Raw genomic sequence first — 21,169 nt, forward strand, 5'->3', positions numbered from 1 at the left:
GATTATCACCAGTCCTAAATAGTATAGAGCCATTTTTTTGCGTAATGATAATTTTTAAAGTAATAAAAAAACCGATCAGTTATTAACTGATCGGTTAAACACTCATAGTAAAAGCAAATTAATTATCTTGCTTGATATTGTTTACGTAATTCTTCAGTTGCTACTTGAGGTTCGAAATCTTCAGGCATTTCTTCTGTACGAACTACTAGAACATCACAAGGTGAATGACGAACAATAGCTTCTGAAACAGATCCTACGATAAAGCGTTCTACCGCATTCAAACCAGAAGTACCGCAAATAACTAAGTCTGCTTTGACTTCTTGAGCGATTTTTTTAGGAATGATTGCTTTAGGTGAACCAAATTCAAGGAGTGTTTCAACGTCTTCCACGCCTTCTTTTTGGGCAAAATCTTTATAACCTCTAAGTAATTCTTCAGCGAATTGTTTAGATTTTTCAGTGAACTGAACATCATAAACTTCGTATGAAGTATATGTTCTAGAGTCAATAACATTAGTGATGATAAGTTTAGCGTTGTTACGTTTCGCTACTTCCACCGCTTTATTGAATGCCCATTCAGCTTCTTGTGATCCATCTACTGCGATTAAAATATTTTTATAAGTTAACATCGTACATGACCTCCTTCTTCTATTCACTTATATTTTACCACATTGACAGAATATTAGAAATAAAAGTAGCGATTGAATTTTTATAATTGATTGAATTTTATGAATATCTTATCTTTCATGATAACTTAATCTTATCATCCTTTTCCAACCGTAATGATTGCGCTTTCAGCATATAAGCGTTAGGATAAGGATGGGAGGTGTACGGAATGAAAATAGGTATTCCAAAAGAGATAAAAAATAATGAAAACAGAGTAGGTTTATCACCAAGCGGTGTTCATGCTTTAGTTGAAGCAGGGCACACAGTTAAAGTAGAGAGCAGCGCAGGTGAAGGTTCATTCTTTACAGATGAGGATTATAAAGACGCAGGTGCAACAATTGTTGATGGACCTGGCGAAGCTTGGGATGTTGAAATGGTTATCAAGGTTAAAGAACCAATTGAACCAGAATACAAATATTTCAAGAAAGATTTAATCTTATTCACTTATCTACACTTAGCAAACGACGAAACATTAACAAAAGAACTTGTTGATAATGAAGTCGTTGCGATTGCATACGAAACGGTGCAATTACCAGATAGATCATTACCATTATTAACGCCAATGAGTGAAGTTGCAGGTAGAATGGCGACACAAATCGGTGCGCAATTCTTGCAAAAATTCTATGGCGGTATGGGCGTATTGCTAGGAGGAATTCCTGGTGTACCTAAAGGTAAAGTCACAATTATCGGTGGCGGCCAAGCAGGTACAAACGCAGCGAAAATCGCTTTAGGCTTAGGTGCCGACGTAACAATCTTAGACGTTAATCCAAAACGTTTACAAGAACTTGATGATTTATTCGGCGGACGTGTGCATACAGTTATGTCTAACCCGCTTAATATCGAACAAAATGTTACGCAAAGTGATTTAGTTGTCGGTGCGGTATTAATTCCAGGCGCTAAAGCACCAAAACTTGTAACTGAACAAATGGTTAAAGACATGAAAGACGGTGCTGTATTGGTAGATATCGCTATCGACCAAGGTGGTATCTTCGAAACATCTGACCACGTTACAACGCATGATGATCCAACTTATGTTAAACATGGTGTGGTTCACTATGCAGTAGCAAATATGCCAGGTGCGGTACCACGTACTTCTACAATTGGTTTAAACAATGCGACATTACCTTATGCGCTACAAATCGCAAACAAAGGTTATTTACAAGCATTGAAAGATAACCAACCATTATCTTTAGGATTGAATGTGTACGACGGTAAAGTTACAAATGAAGGTGTAGCTAACACGTTTGATCTTCCGTATACACCAGTAGATCAAGCATTAAATTAATTATTAATTTAATGGGATGTAAGGAGCGTATAAAGCTCTGAAAACATCAAAAATGACGCCATCTCATTGCTGTTTGGGGTATAAACAGCGATGGGGTGGCGTTTTTCTATACTTAAAAATTTTTCAGCTCATAAAAAAGGTGGAGTATTCGTACTCCACCTTAAATCAATACTCTCTCATTATTTATCATAATGTGTTAAGACTTCATTTCCATCTTCAGTGACTAAGATGTCGTCTTCGATACGGACACCCACTTCACCAGGAACATAAACACCAGGTTCAACTGTGACAACCATACCTGGAACAAATTGATTTGTGTTGAATCCAGCAACATCTTGATATTCATGTTCTTCTAAGCCTAAACCGTGACCAAGACGGTGTACGAAGTATTCACCATAACCAGCATCAGCAATAATACCGCGTGCTTTTCTGTCTACGTCACCAATAACTACGCCCGGTTTAATCATGTCAATTGCAGCTTTTTCAGCTTCTAATACAACATTATAAACAGATTGTGCTTTTTCGCTTGGGTTACCGAAAGCTACTGTTCGTGTCATATCTGAGCAATAGTTTTCATAAATAACACCTAAGTCGAATAAGACATATTCATCTTTTTGAAGTTGGCGATCACCAGGAATACCATGTGGTGAAGCAGCATGGTCACCAAATAAGACCATTGTATCGAAACTCATTGCGCTGACACCGTATTTTGTTTGAATTTCATACTCAATATGACGTACCACTTGTTTTTCTGTTACGCCTTCTTCTAAGAAATCTACTCCGATTTCAATACATTTATCAGCAAGTCTTGCAGCTTCTTTGATTTTGTCAATTTCCTCAGGAGTTTTGACATTACGTAAATCTTTGATTGTTTGGTCAATTGAACCGAATGTTTCAACACCAAATCCTTCAATTAATTCTTTTTGACGTTTTAATGTCAGATGATCTTCTTCCACAAGAATTTTATCAAAGTTGTAATCTACAAGCTTAAATGGATCTTCACCATCAGCATTACCGACAACTTTACCAGTGAACGGAGAGGCTTTAACCTCTTCTACTTCTAATTTAGGGACAAATAAAACTTCTTCACCCTCAGCAGTAATTAGCAAGGCTAATAAACGTTCGTGGGGATCGCTTAAGTAGCCAGAAAAGTAGAATACGTTAAGCGGTGTCGTAATCCAAGCAGCCCCTGCATCTTGATTACGTATTTCATTAACAATTTCTTCTGTTTTCAAAATTCTTCAACCTCCATTCGTATGATTAACTTTATTTTAAGTCAAAGCGGTTCAGAATTCAAAAGGCAATGGTGTCATTTAGACTAAAGTGGGGTAAATGTTATACTAGAGTTAAGATTGAAGCATAAGGGGGCTTTTTAAAATGGAATTATCATTTCATGGACAATCAACAATCTATTTTGAAGCAAACGGCAAGAAAGTCATCGTAGATCCATTTATTACTGGTAATGATTTATCAGATTTAAATGCAGAAGATTTAGAGGTAGATTATATTATTTTAACGCATGGTCACGCAGACCACTTCGGTGATACTGTGAAAATTGCGCAAAAAAATAATGCGACAGTTGTCGGCCTTGCGGAAGTTGCAGATTATTTATCAACTGCACAAGGTGTAGAAAATGTACACCCAATGAATATCGGAGGTAAATGGGAATTTGACTTTGGAACAGTTAAGTATGTACAAGCGTTCCATAGTTCAAGTATCACAAATGAAAACGGTATTCCAGTTTATTTAGGTTCTTCAACTGGTTTGATTTTAGAAATTGAAGGCAAAACGATTTATCACTGTGGTGACACTGGCTTATTCAGTGATATGAAATTAATCGCAGATCGTCATCCAGTGGATGTATGCTTCGTACCAATCGGTGATAACTTCACAATGGGTATTGAAGATGCCAGCTACGCGATCAATGAGTTTATTAAACCGAAAATCACTGTACCTGTGCATTACAACACATTCCCATATATTGAACAAGATCCTGAAGAATTCAAGAAATTGGTTAAAGAAGGCGAAGTACAAATCTTAAAACCAGGTGAAGCTGTAGAATTCTAATAGCACAGATAATAAAAATGCTTGTACAACTCAATGTACAAGCATTTTTCATTATTTTACAATCAATACTGGGATATGAGCACGTTTTGCGACTTTATGGCTGACGCTGCCTAGCACAAATTTCTTTTGCTCTTGTGCTTTACGGTTACTTACTACTAAAATGTCATAATCACCACTGTTCGCAAACTTAACAAGTTCTTCTTTTGGATTACCGCGTACAATGATTTCATCGTATTCGATACCGTATTCATCAAGAATATCACGTGTTGGTTGTAATTCTTGACTACGCGCTTTTGTTAAATCGTTTAAATGTGTGCCGCCCTTAATAGATGCTTGTGCATCTTGTTCAGTGATCGCATTTAATAATGTGACAATTGTGCCTTCACCAGACAATTTTCTGATATTAGCTAATGCTTTTTTGTTTTCTAAATCAGTATCAACGCCGAGTAAAATATTTTTATACATTCTCAATCCCTCCTTAATACATATTCTAATAAAAATGTGTCAACTTTTCCAATTAAATTTATTGTCAACTTAACAAACCGTATTTAAATTACAAAATGTCAACTATTGAGTTAGGTACTCCACCTATAACATGTTAAAATTCAAGAGAGATTAACTTCGATTTTTAGACTGAATCAAGTTATAATTAATAAGAAGAGTAAGCAGAGAATGAGGGAAGTAAGTAATGACAAAACATGAACAGATTCTTGCACACATTGAATCACTCGCTGTGGGTCAGAAAATATCTGTCCGTAAAATAGCAAAAGATTTAGAGGTATCTGAAGGAACAGCTTACCGTGCAATTAAAGATGCTGAACAACTTGGACTCGTCGCTACCATAGATCGAGTCGGAACTGTGAGAATAGAAAAGAAAACTAGAGAAGAAATCGAACATTTAACGTTTGGTGAAATTGTTAAAATTATTGATGGTCAGGTACTTGCAGGTCGTAACGGTCTTCATAACACGCTGACTAAGTTTGCTATTGGTGCCATGAAATTAGAAAATGTGGTTAAATATCTGACTAAAAATACTTTGTTGATTGTCGGTAATAGGACGGATGTACAATTAGAAGCATTGAGACATGGCAGTGCAGTGTTGATTACAGGTGGTTTTAGTACAACACCTGAAATTAAACGTTATGCAGATCAACATGATTTGCCTATCTTATCGTCTAATTACGATTCATATTTAGTTGCGAATATGATTAACCGTGCGATGTATAATCAGATCATTCGTAAAGAAATTTTAATTGTTGAAGATATTGTTAAACCTGTCACTGAAGAGACTGTATTGAAAGAAACAATGAAAGTTGCAGATGTTAAAAGTCGTTCGCAAGAGACAGGACATTCAAGATTTCCAGTTGTCGATGATGACTTTAAATTAGTGGGGATTGTGACAAGTAAAGATATTATTGCAAAAGATTCAGAAGAATATCTTTATAAAGTAATGACAAAACCGGTATTAAATGTGCAAGTGTCTACAACTGTTGCGACATGTGCGCATATGATGATATGGGAAGGTATTGAATTGCTGCCGGTCACGACAATCAATAAGAAATTACTTGGCGTAGTATCACGTGAAGATGTTCTGCGTGCTATGCAATTATTAGGACGTCAACCGCAAGTAGGGGAAACTATCAATGATCAAGTCGGCAAGTACATTTCAATTAATAAAGATAAAATTACTGTAGATGTTGCACCCCAACTGACAAGCCAATACGGGACGTTAAGTAAAGGTGCTTTTGTCGCAATTATTGAAGAAACGATTCGCTATAAAATGCGTCAAATAAAAAAACAAGAAGTTATGATTGAAAGTTTAAGTATTATTTATATGAAGACAGTTTCTATTGAAACAGAACTTGAAATTAATTATGACATGTTAGATGTTGGGAGACACTTTGCTAAAATTGAGGTCAGCATGCGTGAAGGACAACAAGATGTAGCTAAAGCATTGATTATTTGTCAAATGCTAGAAAGCTGATGTACTGCATCAACAGATAATGAAGGAGTAATGATATGAATACATTTAATGAAATTATGAACCGAATTGAACAAGAAGATACAATTATTATCCATAGACATGTGCGACCAGATCCAGATGCCTATGGTTCTCAATTAGGTTTAAAATCTTATTTACAATTAAAATTTCCAGATAAAAAAGTCTATGCTGTAGGTGAAAGTGAGCCTTCTTTAGATTTTATGGGAACATTTGATGCAGTAAGTGATGATACTTATAAAGAAGCATTAGTCATCGTATGTGATACAGCTAATGCGCCTCGTATTGATGATCAACGTTTTGCTAATGGTAAAGGTTTAATCAAAATTGATCACCATCCTGCATTAGATCAATATGGCGAGTTAAATTATGTGAACACTGAAGCTTCATCAACAAGTGAAATCATCTTTGATATCATTGCGCATTTTAATGATACATCCATCATTGATGCAGAAACAGCACGCTTACTGTATTTAGGTATCGTTGGCGATACAGGTCGTTTCTTATTCAGCAATACAAGTGCGCATACAATGGAAGTTGGGGCACAACTTTTAAAATATCCATTTGACCACACTGCAGAATTGAATAAAATGGCTGAAAAAGATCCTAAACTTATGCCATTCCAAGGCTATGTGCTACAAAACTTTGAAATGAATGACAACGGCTTTGCGAAAGTTCAAATTACACAAGATGTTTTAGAACAATTTGATATTAAACCGAACGAAGCTTCTCAATTTGTAAATACAATTGCTGATTTACGCGGTTTAAAAATTTGGGTCTTTGCAGTTGATGAAGGCGAAGATATTCGTTGTCGTCTGCGTTCTAAAAAAGTTGTTATCAATGACGTCGCACAACAATTTGGAGGCGGCGGACACCCGAATGCATCTGGTGTTACAGTTTATAGTTGGGAAGAATTTGATCGTTTAGCAGAAGCCTTAAATCAAAAATTAATAGACTAACTGCACAATATTAAAAAGGGAGGGACAAAATTATGAAGGCACATCTAAATATCCACACTGCGTATGATTTGCTAGAATCTAGTCTACGTGTTTCTGACATTGTTGAAAAAGCAGTCGCAGAAGGCTATCAATCGTTGGCACTGACTGATAGAAATGTCTTGTATGCTGTCCCTCAATTTTATGATGCATGCAGACAAGCAGACATCAAACCCATTATCGGTATGACTGTAGATTTAAGTGATGGCTTAACAGAGTTAGAAACAGTATTATTAGCTAAAAATAATCAAGGATTAAAATCGTTATATCAACTTTCTTCAGCAATTAAAATACAAGATAAACGTACGATTTCTACAGAATGGCTAAAACATTACCAAAATGATTTAGTCATTATTTTTAAGCGTATCAATGCTGAACAAATGAATTTAGCGGAAATGTTTAGTGAACACGCAGATGTATTCACGGATCATTTAAGCAGCGGTGCAGCAGAACAATTAGATTTAAATCAAGTGTGGATGCAAGAAGCAAAATATCTTGATGAAGCAGATGCTGAAACTGTCAGTGCATTGCAAGCAATTAAAAATAATAAAGCGTTAGACTTGGTAAATACAGGTAGCGAACAGCATGCCCATTTATATAGCCAAGCTGATATAGATAGCTTGAGTTTATCTCAAGACATTATTGATAATACAAATGACCTTGCTGATCAATGTAATATTACGATTGAATATCATCAATCACTGTTACCACAGTATGATACACCTGAAGGTACTTCATCTAAAGAATACTTATACCAATTATTAGATAATGCTATTAAACGTATGAACTTAGATACTCCTCAGTATAGAAAACGTTTAGATTATGAGTTCGATGTCATTACGAAAATGGGGTACGAAGATTATTTCCTAATTGTAAGTGATCTGATTCATTACGCGAAAACACAAGATGTCATGGTCGGTCCAGGTCGTGGTTCATCTGCAGGTTCTCTAATCAGTTACTTGTTGAATATCACAACGATTGACCCATTAAAATATAACTTATTATTTGAGCGATTTTTAAATCCCGAACGTGTCACAATGCCAGATATTGATATCGACTTTGAAGATACAAAACGTGAACGTGTGATTGAATATGTACAACAAAAATATGGAGATTACCATGTTTCAGGTATTGTGACATTCGGACATTTACAAGCGAAAGCAGTCGCAAGAGATGTAGGACGTATTATGGGGTTTGAAGAAAAAACACTCAGTGAAATTTCACATTTAATTCCGTCTAAATTAGGTATAACTTTAAATGAAGCTTATGACACACAAGCATTTAAAGACTTTGTGCATCGCAATCATAGGCATGAATTGTGGTTCAAACTCAGTAGGAAATTAGAAGGATTGCCGAGACATACATCAACACATGCGGCAGGCATTATTATTAACGAACGCCCATTATATCAATATGTACCATTATTAATGGAAGATACGGGTCTATTAACACAGTGGACAATGACTGAAGACGAACGACTTGGTTTGTTGAAAATCGACTTTTTAGGTCTGAGAAATTTATCCATCATTCACCAAATCATCAATCAAGTAAAGAAAGATTTAAATATCGATATTGATATAGAATCTATTCCTTTTGATGATGAGAAAGTATTTAAAATGTTGTCATTAGGGGAAACAACCGGATTATTCCAATTAGAATCAGACGGTGTCAGAGATGCATTAAGACGTTTACAGCCGCAACATTTTGAGGATATTGTCGCAATGACTTCTTTATATCGTCCAGGTCCAATGGAAGAAATACCGACATATATTGCTAGACGTCATGACCCATCTAAAGTGGCCTATCTTCATCCTGATTTAGAACCGATATTAAAATCCACATACGGTGTTATTATTTATCAAGAACAAATCATGCAGATTGCAAGTAAGTTCGCAGGGTTCAGTTATGGAGAAGCGGATATTTTACGTCGAGCAATGAGTAAAAAGAATCGGGCTGTGTTGGAAAATGAACGTCAACACTTTGTAGAAGGTGCCAGTCGAAATGGCTACTCAGAACAATTAAGTAAACAAATCTTTGATTTAATTCTTAAATTCGCAGATTATGGTTTCCCACGTGCTCATGCGGTGAGTTATTCTAAAGTCGCCTATACGATGGCGTATTTAAAAGTACATTATACTAATTATTTTTATGCCAATATTTTAACGAATGTGATTGGCAGTGAGAAAAAGACTGAACAGATGATTGCTGAAGCTAAAACGATGAACTTAAAGATTTTACCTCCAGACATCAACGAAAGTCATTGGTATTATAAAGCAGCTGAACAAGGTATTTATTTATCTTTAGGTACCATCAAAGGTGTCGGTTATCAAAGTGTTAAAGCTATTGTAGATGAGCGTTATCAAAATGGTCGATATAAAGATTTCTTTGATTTTACACGTCGTTTATCTGGGCGCGTTAAAACACGTAAGTTATTAGAAGCGCTCATATTAGTGGGAGCATTTGATCAATTCGGTGAAACACGTGCAACCTTATTAGGAACATTAGATGAGGTTTTAGATTCATCAAGTCAAGTCGAACAAGATGCTTTGATTTTTGACTTTGTGACACCGAAATTAGAGTACCAACAAAAAGAAGAGTTGCCTGATTTAGCATTAAGTAACTTTGAAAAAGAATACTTAGGATTTTATATTACAAAACATCCAATGGAAAAATTGTTTGATTCAAAACAGTTTTTAGGCATTTATAAATTAAACAATGCGAACAATCATCAACCTGTACTTGTACAAATGGACACACTGAGACGTATTCGTACAAAAAAAGGGCAACAGATGGCTTTTGCGACTTTAAATGATGGTGAGCACACGTTAGATGGTGTTATTTTCCCTGATACTTTTCAACGTTATGAAACCCTTCTATTAGAAGAAAAACCGTTTATTGTAAAAGGGAAATTCGAAAATAGAAATCAAAAGCATCAATTAATTATTAATGAAATACAAGATTTAGATGCATATGAAAAAACGATGTTTGAAAAAGCAACACGTATTATACTCAGAAAAATTAATGTTGATGATTTAGAATTTGATACTGAACCATCTGAAACACATCAACAACTTCCAATATATTTTTATGATGAACAGTCAAACCAAATGCGGCAAGTTGGAAGAATTGAACGTGATGTTGACACGATTGAAAGATTGGTTGAACAAATTGATCCTGAAAATATTCGCTTAATGTAATAGAAGTCTGTGACAATGGATTGCATTAGTTACAGACTTTTAAAATTTTTAAGCAATTCATCGACAAAATTAAGGAAATTAATAATTTGACCCATGAGAATCAGTGAAACAGTGACATCTGTGTTATAATCAGTACATAAAATTCAGAGTAGTACTAAAACCAAAAGTTTATTGTAAATTTTCGGTAAAAATAATAAAACAACTCAGTAATAGATTGAACATAATATGCGTGAATTTATTTCGATATTAAGATACAGAACAAAGGAGCGATTGGTTTGTCATTAAGAGACGATGCTTTAGAAATGCATAAAAGAAATCAAGGTAAATTTGATGTTACACCCAAAGTAAAAGTTACAAATAAAGAAGAATTAAGTTTAGCTTATTCTCCTGGTGTTGCAGAACCATGTAAAGAGATTTATGAGGATCCTCGTAAAGTCTATGATTATACATCTAAAGGCAATACTGTAGCTGTAGTAACAGATGGCACTGCAGTATTAGGATTAGGTAATATTGGTCCTGAAGCAAGTATTCCTGTAATGGAAGGTAAAGCAGTTCTATTCAAAAGCTTTGCTGGGGTAAGCGGTGTACCAATAGCTTTGAATACAACAGATACAGAAGAAATTATCAAAACAGTTAAATTATTAGAACCTAATTACGGCGGTATCAACTTAGAAGATATTTCTGCGCCGCGCTGTTTTGAAATTGAAAACCGATTAAAAAAAGAAACTAAAATTCCAGTCTTTCATGATGATCAGCATGGGACAGCAATCGTGACAATGGCTGGATTGATTAATGCTTTAAGAATTACAGATAAATCGCTATCAGATATCAAAGTGGTATTGAATGGTGCAGGCGCTGCAGGTATTGCGATTGTGAAATTATTATATTCATACGGTGTGCGCAATATGATTATGTGTGATTCTAAAGGTGCTATTTATAAAGGACGCCCGCATGGCATGAATGAAACCAAAGAATTTGTGGCAGAATGGACGAACAAGGATAAACAAGAAGGTAAGTTAGCTGATGTTATCCAAGGTGCTGATGTCTTTATCGGTGTTTCTGTTGCTAATGCATTATCTCAAGATATGGTAAAATCAATGAATAAAGACAGTATTATTTTTGCGATGGCAAATCCTAATCCAGAAATAAATCCAGATGACGCAAAAGCGGCTGGAGCAAGAGTGATTGGAACAGGCCGTTCAGATTATCCGAACCAAATTAATAACGTGTTAGCATTCCCAGGCATCTTCAGAGGGGCTTTAGATGTACGTGCAACACATATTAATGAGAAAATGAAACAAGCTGCTGTACAAGCTATCGCTAATTTAATTGGGCCGGATGAGTTGTCACCGGAATACTGTATTCCAGCACCATTTGATAAACGTGTAGCACCATCGGTTGCACGCAATGTAGCGAAAGCAGCTATGGAATCTGGAGTTGCTAGGGTTGAAGTTGACCCAGATGAAATATACAATAAAACGATGAGATTAACTGATATTAAATAGATTATTTTTACAATGTACTGTTATGTCTTGAAATTAACATAATAGTGATGTGGAGGTTGACCAATGTTTAAAGATTTTTTCAATCGAGGCAGTAAAAAGAAAAAATATGTAACTGTCCAAGATTCAAAACAGAATGACGTTCCATCAGGTATCATGACTAAATGTCCAAAATGTAAAAAAATCATGTATACAAAAGAACTATCTGAAAACCTCAATGTGTGTTTTAATTGCGATCATCACTTATCTTTGACTGCATATAAACGAATTGAAGCAATTTCAGATGAAGGAACATTTAAAGAGTTTGATAAAGGAATGACATCTGCCAATCCTTTAGACTTTCCTGGTTACGAAGAAAAAATTCAAAAAGATCAAAGCAAAACAGATTTGAATGAAGCGGTAGTAACTGGAACAGCCGAATTAGATGGTACAAAATACGGCGTTGCAGTTATGGATTCACGTTTCAGAATGGGGAGTATGGGTTCTGTTGTCGGTGAGAAAATCTGCCGTATTATAGATTATTGTACAGAACAACGTCTGCCGTTTATCCTTTTCTCTGCAAGTGGCGGTGCCAGAATGCAAGAAGGTATTATTTCATTAATGCAAATGGGTAAAACAAGCGTATCATTGAAACGTCATTCTGATGCTGGTTTATTATATATTTCTTATATTACACATCCTACAACAGGTGGTGTTTCTGCCAGCTTTGCATCAGTTGGTGATATCAACTTGTCAGAACCGCGTGCTTTAATCGGTTTTGCGGGTCGTCGTGTTATTGAACAAACAATTAATGAAAAATTACCGGATGATTTCCAAACAGCGGAATTCTTATTAGAACACGGCCAATTAGATAAAGTAGTTCATCGTAAGGATATGCGTGCTACTTTAAGTCAATTATTGAAAATGCATACAGGACAAGAGGTGAAAAAAGATGCTTGATTTTGAAAAGCCGTTATTTGATATAAAAAATAAAATAGATGCTTTGAAAGAATCACAAGAGAAAAATGATGTAGATTTACAAGAAGAAATCGATATGTTAGAGGCTTCTCTAGAGCGTGAAACTGAAAAAATATACAAGCATCTTAAACCTTGGGACCGTGTTCAATTAGCTAGAATGCAAGAACGACCTACAACCTTAGATTATATTCCATACATCTTTGATGATTTCATGGAATTACATGGGGATAGAAATTTCAGAGATGATCCAGCAATGATAGGCGGCATTGGATATTTAAATGGTCAGCCAGTCACTGTAGTTGGTCAACAACGTGGTAAAGATACAAAAGATAATATTTACCGTAATTTCGGAATGGCTCATCCAGAAGGGTACCGTAAAGCGTTACGTTTAATGAAACAAGCTGAGAAATTCAACAGACCTATCTTTACATTTATTGATACTAAAGGCGCATACCCTGGTAAATCTGCTGAAGAACGTGGTCAAAGTGAGTCTATTGCTAAAAACTTAATAGAAATGTCTAGCTTGAAAGTGCCTGTCATCACTTTAGTTATTGGTGAAGGCGGAAGCGGTGGTGCTTTAGGTATTGGTATTGCAAATAGAGTATTAATGCTTGAAAACAGTACGTATTCAGTGATTTCACCAGAAGGTGCAGCAGCGTTGTTATGGAAAGATAGCAACCTTTCAAAAATTGCTGCTGAAACAATGAAAATCACAGCACCTGATTTAAAAGAATTAGGTGTGATTGATGAAGTTATTACAGAACCACTTGGCGGCGCACATAAAGATATTGAACAACAAGCGCGCAGTATTAAACATGCGTTTGTTTCTCATTTAGATGCGTTGAAAAAATTAGATGGTCCAGCGTTAGCTGACGATCGTTTTGATAAATTCCGTCAAATGGGTGAATATAAAGAACAATAAGGGAAAAGGATTCTATACTTCTTTTTTAGGGAAGAGTGTAGAATCCTTTTCATTTTGTATTTGAGAATTAATCCGGTTATGATGGTTAAAAATAGCAGAAATTGAAAAAATTAGACTGTAAAAATATGTCTATCGTATCCATATTAAATAAAAAGTGTGGCTATATTTCGAAAATAGAAATATAAAACGTTTACATTATGGATTGCATGGTATTTTTATGGATAACCACGCTATTTTATGGTATTTTTAATGTAAATCATACAAGTTAGGAAGGTCAGTTGTCATGAAAAAAATTGCAGTTTTGACAAGTGGTGGAGACGCTCCGGGAATGAACGCTGCTGTTCGAGCAGTTGTGCGTACTGCCATTTATAATGGGATTGAAGTTTACGGTGTGTACCAAGGCTACCTCGGATTGATAAATGATGATCTTAAAAAGCTTGAACTAGGATCAGTGGGAGATACAATTCAAAGAGGAGGTACATTCCTTTACTCTGCACGTTGCCCAGAATTCAAGGACAAAGAAGTACGTGCCAAAGCAATTGAAAACTTAAGAAGTCATGGTATTGATGGATTAGTTGTAATCGGCGGTGACGGAAGTTATCGTGGTGCTCAACGTATCAGTGAAGAATGCCCTGAAATTCAAACTATCGGTATTCCGGGAACAATCGATAATGATATTCCAGGTACAGACTTCACAATTGGTTTTGACACAGCACTCAATACAATTATTGATTCTGTCGATAAAATCAGAGACACTGCTTCAAGTCACGCGAGAACATTTATTATTGAAGTTATGGGCCGCGATTGTGGTGATCTTGCATTGTGGGCTGGTTTAGCTGTCGGTGCAGAAACAATCCTCGTTCCAGAAGTAAAAACAGATATCAAAGATATCGCAGAAAAAATAGAAGCCGGTATTAAAAGAGGTAAAAAACATTCTATCGTTATGGTAGCTGAAGGTGTTATGTCAGGACAAGATTGTGCAGAAGAATTAGCAAAATACATCCATGTAGATGGACGTGTATCTGTACTCGGTCATATCCAACGTGGTGGTAGCCCAACTGGACAAGACAGAGTGTTGGCATCAAGACTTGGCGGTCATGCCGTAGAATTATTAATTGAAGGTAAAACAGCATTGGGAGTTGGCATTAAACAAAATGAATTAACTCAAACACCATTTGATGATATCTTCAGTAATAAAGGTAGTAAGTTTAATTTTGATATGTATGAGTTAGCACAAGAATTATCAATTTAATGATAGATTTAGTGAAATTTTTAGGAGGCTTTTATAATGAGAAAAACTAAAATCGTTTGTACGATTGGACCTGCATCAGAATCTGAAGAAATGTTAGAAAAATTAATGAACGCTGGCATGAACGTTGCCCGTTTGAACTTCTCACACGGTGATCACGCTGAACACAAAGTTCGTATTGACCGCATCAGAGAAGTTGCACAACGTTTAGACAAAACTATTGCAATCATGCTTGATACAAAAGGACCTGAAATCAGAACACACAACATGAAAGACGGTGTGATTTTCTTAGAAAAAGGTAAAGAAGTTATCGTAAGCATGGAAGAAGTTTTAGGTACAGCTGAGAAATTTTCTGTAACATATGCAGATTTAATCAACGACATTGAAATTGGTTCTTATATTCTATTAGATGATGGTTTAGTAGAATTAGAAGTTAAAGAAATCAATAAAGATAAAGGCGAAGTTTTATGTGAAGTCCTCAACTCAGGTGAAATTAAAAATAAAAAAGGTGTTAACTTACCAAACGTTAAAGTTAACTTACCTGGTATTACTGATAAAGATGCTGATGATATCCGCTTCGGTATCGATCAAAACATCGACTTAATCGCAGCAAGCTTTGTACGTCGTCCAAGTGACGTATTAGATATCCGTAAAATTTTAGAAGAAGAACGTAATACTAACATTCAAATTCTTCCTAAAATCGAAAACCAAGAAGGTATCGACAACATTAAAGAAATCCTTGAAGTTTCTGATGGTTTAATGGTAGCTCGTGGTGACATGGGTGTTGAAATTCCACCTGAAAATGTACCTGTAATCCAAAAAGACCTTATCAGACAATGTAACAAATTAGGTAAACCAGTTATCACAGCAACTCAAATGTTAGACTCTATGCAACGTAACCCACGTGCAACAAGAGCCGAAGCAAGTGACGTAGCTAACGCTATCTATGATGGTACAGATGCAGTTATGTTATCTGGTGAAACTGCTGCAGGTTTATATCCTGAAGAAGCTGTTAAAGCAATGAGAAACATTGCAGTTGCAGCTGAAGCCGCTCAAAACTACAAAAAATTATTAAATGACCGTACTAAATTAGAAGAAACTAACTTAGTAAATGCAATTGGTGTTTCTGTAGCACATACTGCCCTTAACTTAAAAGTTAAAGCAATCGTTGCTGCAACTGAAAGTGGTTCAACTGCAAGAACTATCTCTAAATTCCGTCCACATTCAGACATTATCGCTGTAACACCAAACCCAGAAACAGCTCGTCAATTAGCATTAGTATGGGGCGTATTCCCAGTTGTTAAAAAAGGACGCAAAACTACTGACGCATTACTTAACAATGCAGTAGCAACAGCAATCGAAACTGGCCGCGTTCAAAATGGTGATTTATTAATCATCACTGCTGGTGTTCCAACTGGTGAAAAAGGTACAACTAACATGATGAAATTACACCTAGTTGGTGACGAACTTGTTAAAGGTCAAGGTGTTGGACGTAATTCAGTAGTAGGTAACGCAGTAGTTGTAAATGAAGCTTCTGAATTAGAAGGCAGAGATCTTTCAAACTCTGTAATCGTTACTCATTCTACAGATGAAACATTCGTACCTTATGTAGAACAAGCTGCTGGTTTAGTTGCTGAAGAAGCTGGTATCACATCACCAAGTGCGATCATCGGTTTAGAACAAGGTATCCCAACAATCGTTGGTGCTAAAAACGCAACTAAATTAATCGCTGATGATGTTACAATCACAGTTGATGCAAACACTGGCCGTGTATATGACGGTTATGCAAACGTACTTTAATCATCTCTAAAGTATCAATATTAAACTTTAAATAGACAAGCTGTCTGTTCCTCAGGAGCAGACAGTTTTTTATTTTGATTTGGGAAGTGAATGTATCACCTTATAATTCATGTAGCATTTAAAAGCAGTCTATGCATTGTTTTAAGCATGATATAACATCAGATATGTATTTATAATAAAGAGAGTGTTGTTAATCTATGGGGCTCATATAGGGGATAGAAGAGGATAGGATAGGTTTTAGACAAAGCAAAATGCGCTTACTCTAAAAGTGAGTAAACGCATTTTGTTAGGGTGCGTATTTTTAATTTTTATGATTGATGTTTCTTAAGTTGTTGTGTGTATCTCCAGTACATTAATCCTAAAAGGATAAACCAGATTGGAGATAAAAATACTGCAGTTCTTGTTACCGGGTTGACGAATAGCAATGCGAATACAAAGATGAAGAAAAATAAAATCATGTATCCTGAGAAACGTCCACCTGGCAATTTATAAATTGAATTTTTGTGTGCTTTTGGATTACGTTTATGATAGTTAATATAAGCAACGATAATCAATGCCCAAACTACTAAGAATAAAACTGTTGATACTGTTGTTACATATGTGAATACTAATGTTGCATCTGGGAAAATATAGTTCAATAATGCTGCGATAAGTAATAATGCACATGAAACAAAGATCGCAATGTGCGGCACACCATTTTTATTTGTTTTGTTGAAAACAGGTGGTGCTTGTTCTTGTCTTGATAAACCGAATAACATACGGCTGTTTGAGAAAATACCACTGTTACAAGATGATGCAGCAGCTGTCAGTACAACAAAGTTGATGATACCTGCTGCGAAAGGTATTCCGACTAACGCGAACAATCTTACGAATGGACTATCAGAAGGATCTACTTTATACCAAGGAATGATTGACATAATTACTGCAAGTGATCCTACATAGAATAGTAAGATACGTACAGGTACACTGTTGATTGCTTTAGGAATAATCTTTTCAGGGTCTTTTGTTTCACCAGCTGTTACACCAATCAACTCAATCCCTACGAATGAGAAGAGTGCCATTTGGAAAGACATGAAGAAACCTGATACACCTTTAGGGAAAATACCATGGTCATAAAGGTGTGTGATACTCGCATGGCCGAATTTAGTTTCATAAGCAACGAATATCATACCTAATCCGACAACGATTAACACGATGATTGTCGTAACTTTGATAATTGCGAACCAGAATTCTAATTCTCCAAAAAGTTTTGCGCTTAATAAGTTGAATGCCATTAAAACAAGTACACAGACTAAAGCGCTGACCCAGTTAGGAATTTCAGGCCACCAGAAACTGACATACTTCGCTACGGCTGTAACTTCTGCCATCCCTGTGATAATCCAACATAACCAATATGTCCAACCTGTCACAAACCCAGCAAAAGGTCCGATATATTCATTTGTCACATCTGCGAATGATTTAAATTTTGTGTTTGTAATTAAGATTTCCCCTAAACCCCTCATAAACATAAACAACATTAAACCAATAATGATGTATGTTAATAAAATCGAAGGTCCCGTCATCGCAATCGTTTGTCCTGCCCCTAAGAACAATCCAGTACCGATCGCACCGCCAATTGCGATTAACTGTATGTGCCGATTGCTTAATTCTCTTTGTAAATTGTTTGACATAAATTAATTCAACTCCCTTTTTGCACCTTAATAATATTATGCACATATCCATAGAATATGACAAATGGTTTTTAAAAATATTGAGAATTTTCATGCAATTATCAATGAATTTAAGTTATGATGAATGATAATAAATTAAAAATAATCGGTTAATTTGCATGGGTTTTCGTTACTTAAAACTATAAAAATGTAATATAATACCAATAAAGGCAATGAGATATGGTCTGAACAGGGTGTTTTAGCTGTTTGAGCAATGTAACCGCTTTATACAAAGTTTCGAAATTGTTCACAAAACCGTTAATATTGGATATAATACTAAATGAAAGCCATTTCAATTTGTTATAGAAAAGGGGAAATTAATATGGCAGAATTGCATAAAGGTTTAGAAGGGGTAATTGCAGCTGAAACAAAGGTAAGCTCAATTATCGATAGCCAATTGACATATGCTGGTTATGACATCGATGATTTAGCAGAAAACGCATTATTTGAAGAAGTTGTATTCTTATTATGGAATTACAGACTTCCGACGAAAGACGAATTGAACAAGTTGCAAGAAAAATTATATGAGTATGCAAAACTAGACCAAAAAGTTTATGAGCATTTCGAAGATTATGCAACAGACGACGTTCATCCAATGACAGCATTAAGAACTTCAGTTTCTTATATTGCACACTTTGATGAAAATGCAGAGTCAGAAACGGATGAAGAAAAATTAGAACGTGCAATTAGAATCCAAGCAAAAATGGCATCACTTGTGACGTCATTTGAACGTGTAAGACAAGGAAAAGAGCCAGTTTATCCTAAACAAGGCTTATGCTATGCAGCTAACTTCTTATATATGTTACGTGGTGAAGAGCCAACAGACATTGAAGTTGAAGCATTTAACAAAGCATTGGTATTGCATGCTGACCATGAATTGAATGCATCAGCATTTACAGCACGTTGTGCAGTATCATCTTTATCAGATATGTATTCAGGTATTGTTGCAGCTGTAGGTTCATTAAAAGGGCCTTTACACGGCGGAGCAAACGAACGTGTTATGAACATGTTATCTGAAATTCATTCAGTGGATGAAGTTGAACCATATATTGATAATAAATTGAAAAACAAAGAGAAAATCATGGGCTTTGGACACCGTGTTTATAAAGACGGAGATCCACGTGCGAAATATTTAAAAACAATGAGTAAAAAAATTACGGATGAGACAGGTCAAAAACATTTATATGATATCTCAGTAGCGATTGAAGACTTAATGAAAGAACGTACAGGCATTATTGCTAACGTTGACTTCTATAGTGCGACTGTTTATCACAGCATGGATATTCCACATGATTTATTTACTCCAATTTTCGCAGTCAGTCGTTCTGCAGGTTGGTTAGCACATATTTTCGAACAATATAGAGATAATCGTATTATGAGACCACGTGCTCAATATATCGGTGAAACAAATCGTAAGTATTTACCAATTGAAGAGCGCTAATTTTTAACAGCGACATTCTTGAATCATTAATCACAAAATTTATATTAACGGAGGAATTTAGAATGGCACCAGAAAAAATTGTTAAACAAGAAGACGGTTTATTAGTACCGAATAATCCTATTATTCCATTTATCATCGGTGATGGTATTGGACCAGATATCTGGAGAGCAGCAAGCCGTGTATTAGATGCAGCGGTTGAAAAAGCTTATAATGGCGAGAAAAAAATCGAATGGAAAGAAATCTTAGCTGGTCAAAAAGCATATGATGAAACTGGCGAATGGTTACCACAAGAAACTTTAGATACGATTGAAGAATATCTCATCGCAATCAAAGGACCTTTAACTACACCAATCGGTGGCGGTATTCGTTCATTAAACGTAGCATTACGTCAAACATTAGACTTATATGCTTGCTTACGTCCAGTACGTTGGTTCAAAGGTGTTCCATCTCCTGTTAAGCGTCCAGAAGACACTGACATGGTTATCTTCCGTGAAAATACTGAAGACATCTATGCAGGTATCGAATTTAAAGAAGGTACGCCAGAAGCTAAGAAATTAATCGATTTCTTACAAGATGAAATGGGTGCTAAAAACATTCGTTTCCCTGAAACTTCTGGTATCGGTGTAAAACCTGTATCTAAAGAAGGTACTGAACGTTTAGTACGCTCAGCTATCCAATATGCGATTGATAACAATCGTAAATCAGTCACATTAGTGCACAAAGGTAATATCATGAAATTTACTGAAGGTGCATTCAAACAATGGGGTTATGATTTAGCTGAAAGTGAATTCGGTGATAAAGTATTCACTTGGCAACAACATGATCGCTTAGTAGATGAAAAAGGTAAAGAAGAAGCGGACAAAATCCAAGATCAAGCAGTTGCAGATGGTAAAATCATTATCAAAGACTCAATTGCTGATATCTTCTTACAACAAATCTTAACGCGTCCTGCTGAGTATGATGTAGTAGCAACTATGAACTTAAATGGTGACTACATTTCTGACGCATTAGCAGCACAAGTCGGCGGTATCGGAATTGCACCTGGTGCAAACATCAACTATGATACTGGCCACGCTATCTTTGAAGCAACTCACGGTACTGCACCTAAATATGCAGACCAAGATAAAGTAAACCCATCATCAGAATTATTAAGTGCAGTATTAATGTTAGAACACTTAGGTTGGCAAGAAGCTGCTGACTTAATTACAGATTCAATTGAAAAAACAATTGCATCTAAAGTTGTAACGTATGACTTCGCACGTATGATGGATGGCGCTAAAGAAGTAAAAACTTCTGAGTTCGCTGACGAGTTAATCAAAAATCTATAAGACTTAATTGATTTCAAGCTATACTGCTCTGATAAGGGCGGTATAGCTTTATTTT

At 35.7% G+C, this 21,169-nt stretch carries 16 protein-coding genes; 12 read left to right on the top strand and 4 right to left on the bottom strand.

Going from position 1 to position 21,169, the window contains the following annotated elements; all coding sequences use genetic code 11:
• Window positions 1-122 precede the first annotated feature (122 nt).
• On the bottom strand, window positions 123-626 hold the full coding sequence (locus HMPREF3031_RS02895) for a universal stress protein (RefSeq protein WP_002481184.1): 504 nt from the start codon (window positions 624-626) through the stop codon (window positions 123-125).
• 206 nt (window positions 627-832) lie between these two features.
• Here HMPREF3031_RS02895 and ald point away from each other — a divergent pair, with 206 nt between their 5' ends.
• The gene (gene ald / locus HMPREF3031_RS02900) at window positions 833-1,948 is read left to right on the top strand and encodes an alanine dehydrogenase (protein WP_023015972.1); all 1,116 of its coding nucleotides are present in this window, start codon (window positions 833-835) and stop codon (window positions 1,946-1,948) included.
• Between the two features lie 179 nt (window positions 1,949-2,127).
• Here the strand turns inward: ald and HMPREF3031_RS02905 are convergent, their stop codons facing one another.
• Window positions 2,128-3,183 carry a M24 family metallopeptidase gene (locus HMPREF3031_RS02905; protein ID WP_002481182.1) on the bottom strand — a complete coding sequence of 352 codons (1,056 nt, stop codon included), beginning with the start codon at window positions 3,181-3,183 and terminating at the stop codon, window positions 2,128-2,130.
• A gap of 142 nt (window positions 3,184-3,325) precedes the next feature.
• On the opposite strand from HMPREF3031_RS02905, the gene HMPREF3031_RS02910 reads away from it, so the two are divergent.
• Window positions 3,326-4,015, top strand: coding sequence for a metal-dependent hydrolase (locus tag HMPREF3031_RS02910; RefSeq protein WP_002481181.1), 690 nt, complete (start codon window positions 3,326-3,328; stop codon window positions 4,013-4,015).
• A gap of 51 nt (window positions 4,016-4,066) precedes the next feature.
• Here HMPREF3031_RS02910 and HMPREF3031_RS02915 read toward each other — a convergent pair whose 3' ends face one another.
• Window positions 4,067-4,480, bottom strand: a complete 414-nt coding sequence (locus HMPREF3031_RS02915) for a universal stress protein (protein ID WP_002481180.1) — start codon at window positions 4,478-4,480, stop codon at window positions 4,067-4,069.
• Window positions 4,481-4,703: 223 nt separating this feature from the next.
• Here HMPREF3031_RS02915 and HMPREF3031_RS02920 point away from each other — a divergent pair, with 223 nt between their 5' ends.
• From HMPREF3031_RS02920 to pyk, 8 genes are all read left to right on the top strand, one after another.
• Window positions 4,704-5,999 carry a DRTGG domain-containing protein gene (locus tag HMPREF3031_RS02920; protein ID WP_002481179.1) on the top strand — a complete coding sequence of 432 codons (1,296 nt, stop codon included), beginning with the start codon at window positions 4,704-4,706 and terminating at the stop codon, window positions 5,997-5,999.
• A 35-nt stretch (window positions 6,000-6,034) separates the two neighbouring features.
• Window positions 6,035-6,973, top strand: coding sequence for a DHH family phosphoesterase (locus tag HMPREF3031_RS02925; RefSeq protein ID WP_002481178.1), 939 nt, complete (start codon window positions 6,035-6,037; stop codon window positions 6,971-6,973).
• A 32-nt stretch (window positions 6,974-7,005) separates the two neighbouring features.
• The gene (locus HMPREF3031_RS02930; RefSeq protein WP_002481177.1) at window positions 7,006-10,206 is read left to right on the top strand and encodes a DNA polymerase III subunit alpha; all 3,201 of its coding nucleotides are present in this window, start codon (window positions 7,006-7,008) and stop codon (window positions 10,204-10,206) included.
• A 275-nt stretch (window positions 10,207-10,481) separates the two neighbouring features.
• The gene (locus HMPREF3031_RS02935; RefSeq protein WP_002481176.1) at window positions 10,482-11,711 is read left to right on the top strand and encodes an NADP-dependent malic enzyme; all 1,230 of its coding nucleotides are present in this window, start codon (window positions 10,482-10,484) and stop codon (window positions 11,709-11,711) included.
• Between the two features lie 63 nt (window positions 11,712-11,774).
• Window positions 11,775-12,647 carry an acetyl-CoA carboxylase, carboxyltransferase subunit beta gene (accD, locus tag HMPREF3031_RS02940; protein WP_002481175.1) on the top strand — a complete coding sequence of 291 codons (873 nt, stop codon included), beginning with the start codon at window positions 11,775-11,777 and terminating at the stop codon, window positions 12,645-12,647.
• Entirely contained in the window at window positions 12,640-13,587 is a 948-nt protein-coding gene (locus tag HMPREF3031_RS02945; RefSeq protein WP_002481174.1) for an acetyl-CoA carboxylase carboxyltransferase subunit alpha, read from the top strand. The genes accD and HMPREF3031_RS02945 overlap by 8 nt, the downstream gene beginning before the upstream one ends.
• A gap of 283 nt (window positions 13,588-13,870) precedes the next feature.
• The gene (pfkA, locus tag HMPREF3031_RS02950; RefSeq protein ID WP_002481173.1) at window positions 13,871-14,839 is read left to right on the top strand and encodes a 6-phosphofructokinase; all 969 of its coding nucleotides are present in this window, start codon (window positions 13,871-13,873) and stop codon (window positions 14,837-14,839) included.
• A 36-nt stretch (window positions 14,840-14,875) separates the two neighbouring features.
• Window positions 14,876-16,636 carry a pyruvate kinase gene (gene pyk / locus HMPREF3031_RS02955; protein WP_002481172.1) on the top strand — a complete coding sequence of 587 codons (1,761 nt, stop codon included), beginning with the start codon at window positions 14,876-14,878 and terminating at the stop codon, window positions 16,634-16,636.
• A 308-nt stretch (window positions 16,637-16,944) separates the two neighbouring features.
• Here the strand turns inward: pyk and HMPREF3031_RS02960 are convergent, their stop codons facing one another.
• Complete coding sequence (locus HMPREF3031_RS02960; protein WP_002481171.1) at window positions 16,945-18,306, bottom strand: amino acid permease; 1,362 nt, start codon at window positions 18,304-18,306, stop codon at window positions 16,945-16,947.
• A 361-nt stretch (window positions 18,307-18,667) separates the two neighbouring features.
• Here HMPREF3031_RS02960 and HMPREF3031_RS02965 point away from each other — a divergent pair, with 361 nt between their 5' ends.
• Window positions 18,668-19,786 (top strand): citrate synthase, encoded by a 1,119-nt coding sequence (locus tag HMPREF3031_RS02965; protein ID WP_023016092.1) that lies wholly within the window; start codon window positions 18,668-18,670, stop codon window positions 19,784-19,786.
• A gap of 62 nt (window positions 19,787-19,848) precedes the next feature.
• Window positions 19,849-21,114, top strand: a complete 1,266-nt coding sequence (icd, locus tag HMPREF3031_RS02970; RefSeq protein WP_002481169.1) for an NADP-dependent isocitrate dehydrogenase — start codon at window positions 19,849-19,851, stop codon at window positions 21,112-21,114.
• Window positions 21,115-21,169: the final 55 nt, after the last annotated feature.

This window comes from Staphylococcus sp. HMSC072B07, assembly GCF_001815505.1.
GTDB lineage: Bacteria > Bacillota > Bacilli > Staphylococcales > Staphylococcaceae > Staphylococcus > Staphylococcus simulans.

Coding starts and splice junctions, on each gene's coding strand:
- pyk (WP_002481172.1), top strand. CDS start 14,876: ATGAGAAAAACTAAAATCGTTTGTACGATTGGACCTGCATCAGAATCT.
- accD (WP_002481175.1), top strand. CDS start 11,775: ATGTTTAAAGATTTTTTCAATCGAGGCAGTAAAAAGAAAAAATATGTA.
- HMPREF3031_RS02930 (WP_002481177.1), top strand. CDS start 7,006: ATGAAGGCACATCTAAATATCCACACTGCGTATGATTTGCTAGAATCT.
- HMPREF3031_RS02965 (WP_023016092.1), top strand. CDS start 18,668: ATGGCAGAATTGCATAAAGGTTTAGAAGGGGTAATTGCAGCTGAAACA.
- HMPREF3031_RS02915 (WP_002481180.1), bottom strand. CDS start 4,480: ATGTATAAAAATATTTTACTCGGCGTTGATACTGATTTAGAAAACAAA.
- HMPREF3031_RS02945 (WP_002481174.1), top strand. CDS start 12,640: ATGCTTGATTTTGAAAAGCCGTTATTTGATATAAAAAATAAAATAGAT.
- icd (WP_002481169.1), top strand. CDS start 19,849: ATGGCACCAGAAAAAATTGTTAAACAAGAAGACGGTTTATTAGTACCG.
- pfkA (WP_002481173.1), top strand. CDS start 13,871: ATGAAAAAAATTGCAGTTTTGACAAGTGGTGGAGACGCTCCGGGAATG.
- HMPREF3031_RS02920 (WP_002481179.1), top strand. CDS start 4,704: ATGACAAAACATGAACAGATTCTTGCACACATTGAATCACTCGCTGTG.
- HMPREF3031_RS02960 (WP_002481171.1), bottom strand. CDS start 18,306: ATGTCAAACAATTTACAAAGAGAATTAAGCAATCGGCACATACAGTTA.
- HMPREF3031_RS02925 (WP_002481178.1), top strand. CDS start 6,035: ATGAATACATTTAATGAAATTATGAACCGAATTGAACAAGAAGATACA.
- HMPREF3031_RS02895 (WP_002481184.1), bottom strand. CDS start 626: ATGTTAACTTATAAAAATATTTTAATCGCAGTAGATGGATCACAAGAA.
- HMPREF3031_RS02910 (WP_002481181.1), top strand. CDS start 3,326: ATGGAATTATCATTTCATGGACAATCAACAATCTATTTTGAAGCAAAC.
- ald (WP_023015972.1), top strand. CDS start 833: ATGAAAATAGGTATTCCAAAAGAGATAAAAAATAATGAAAACAGAGTA.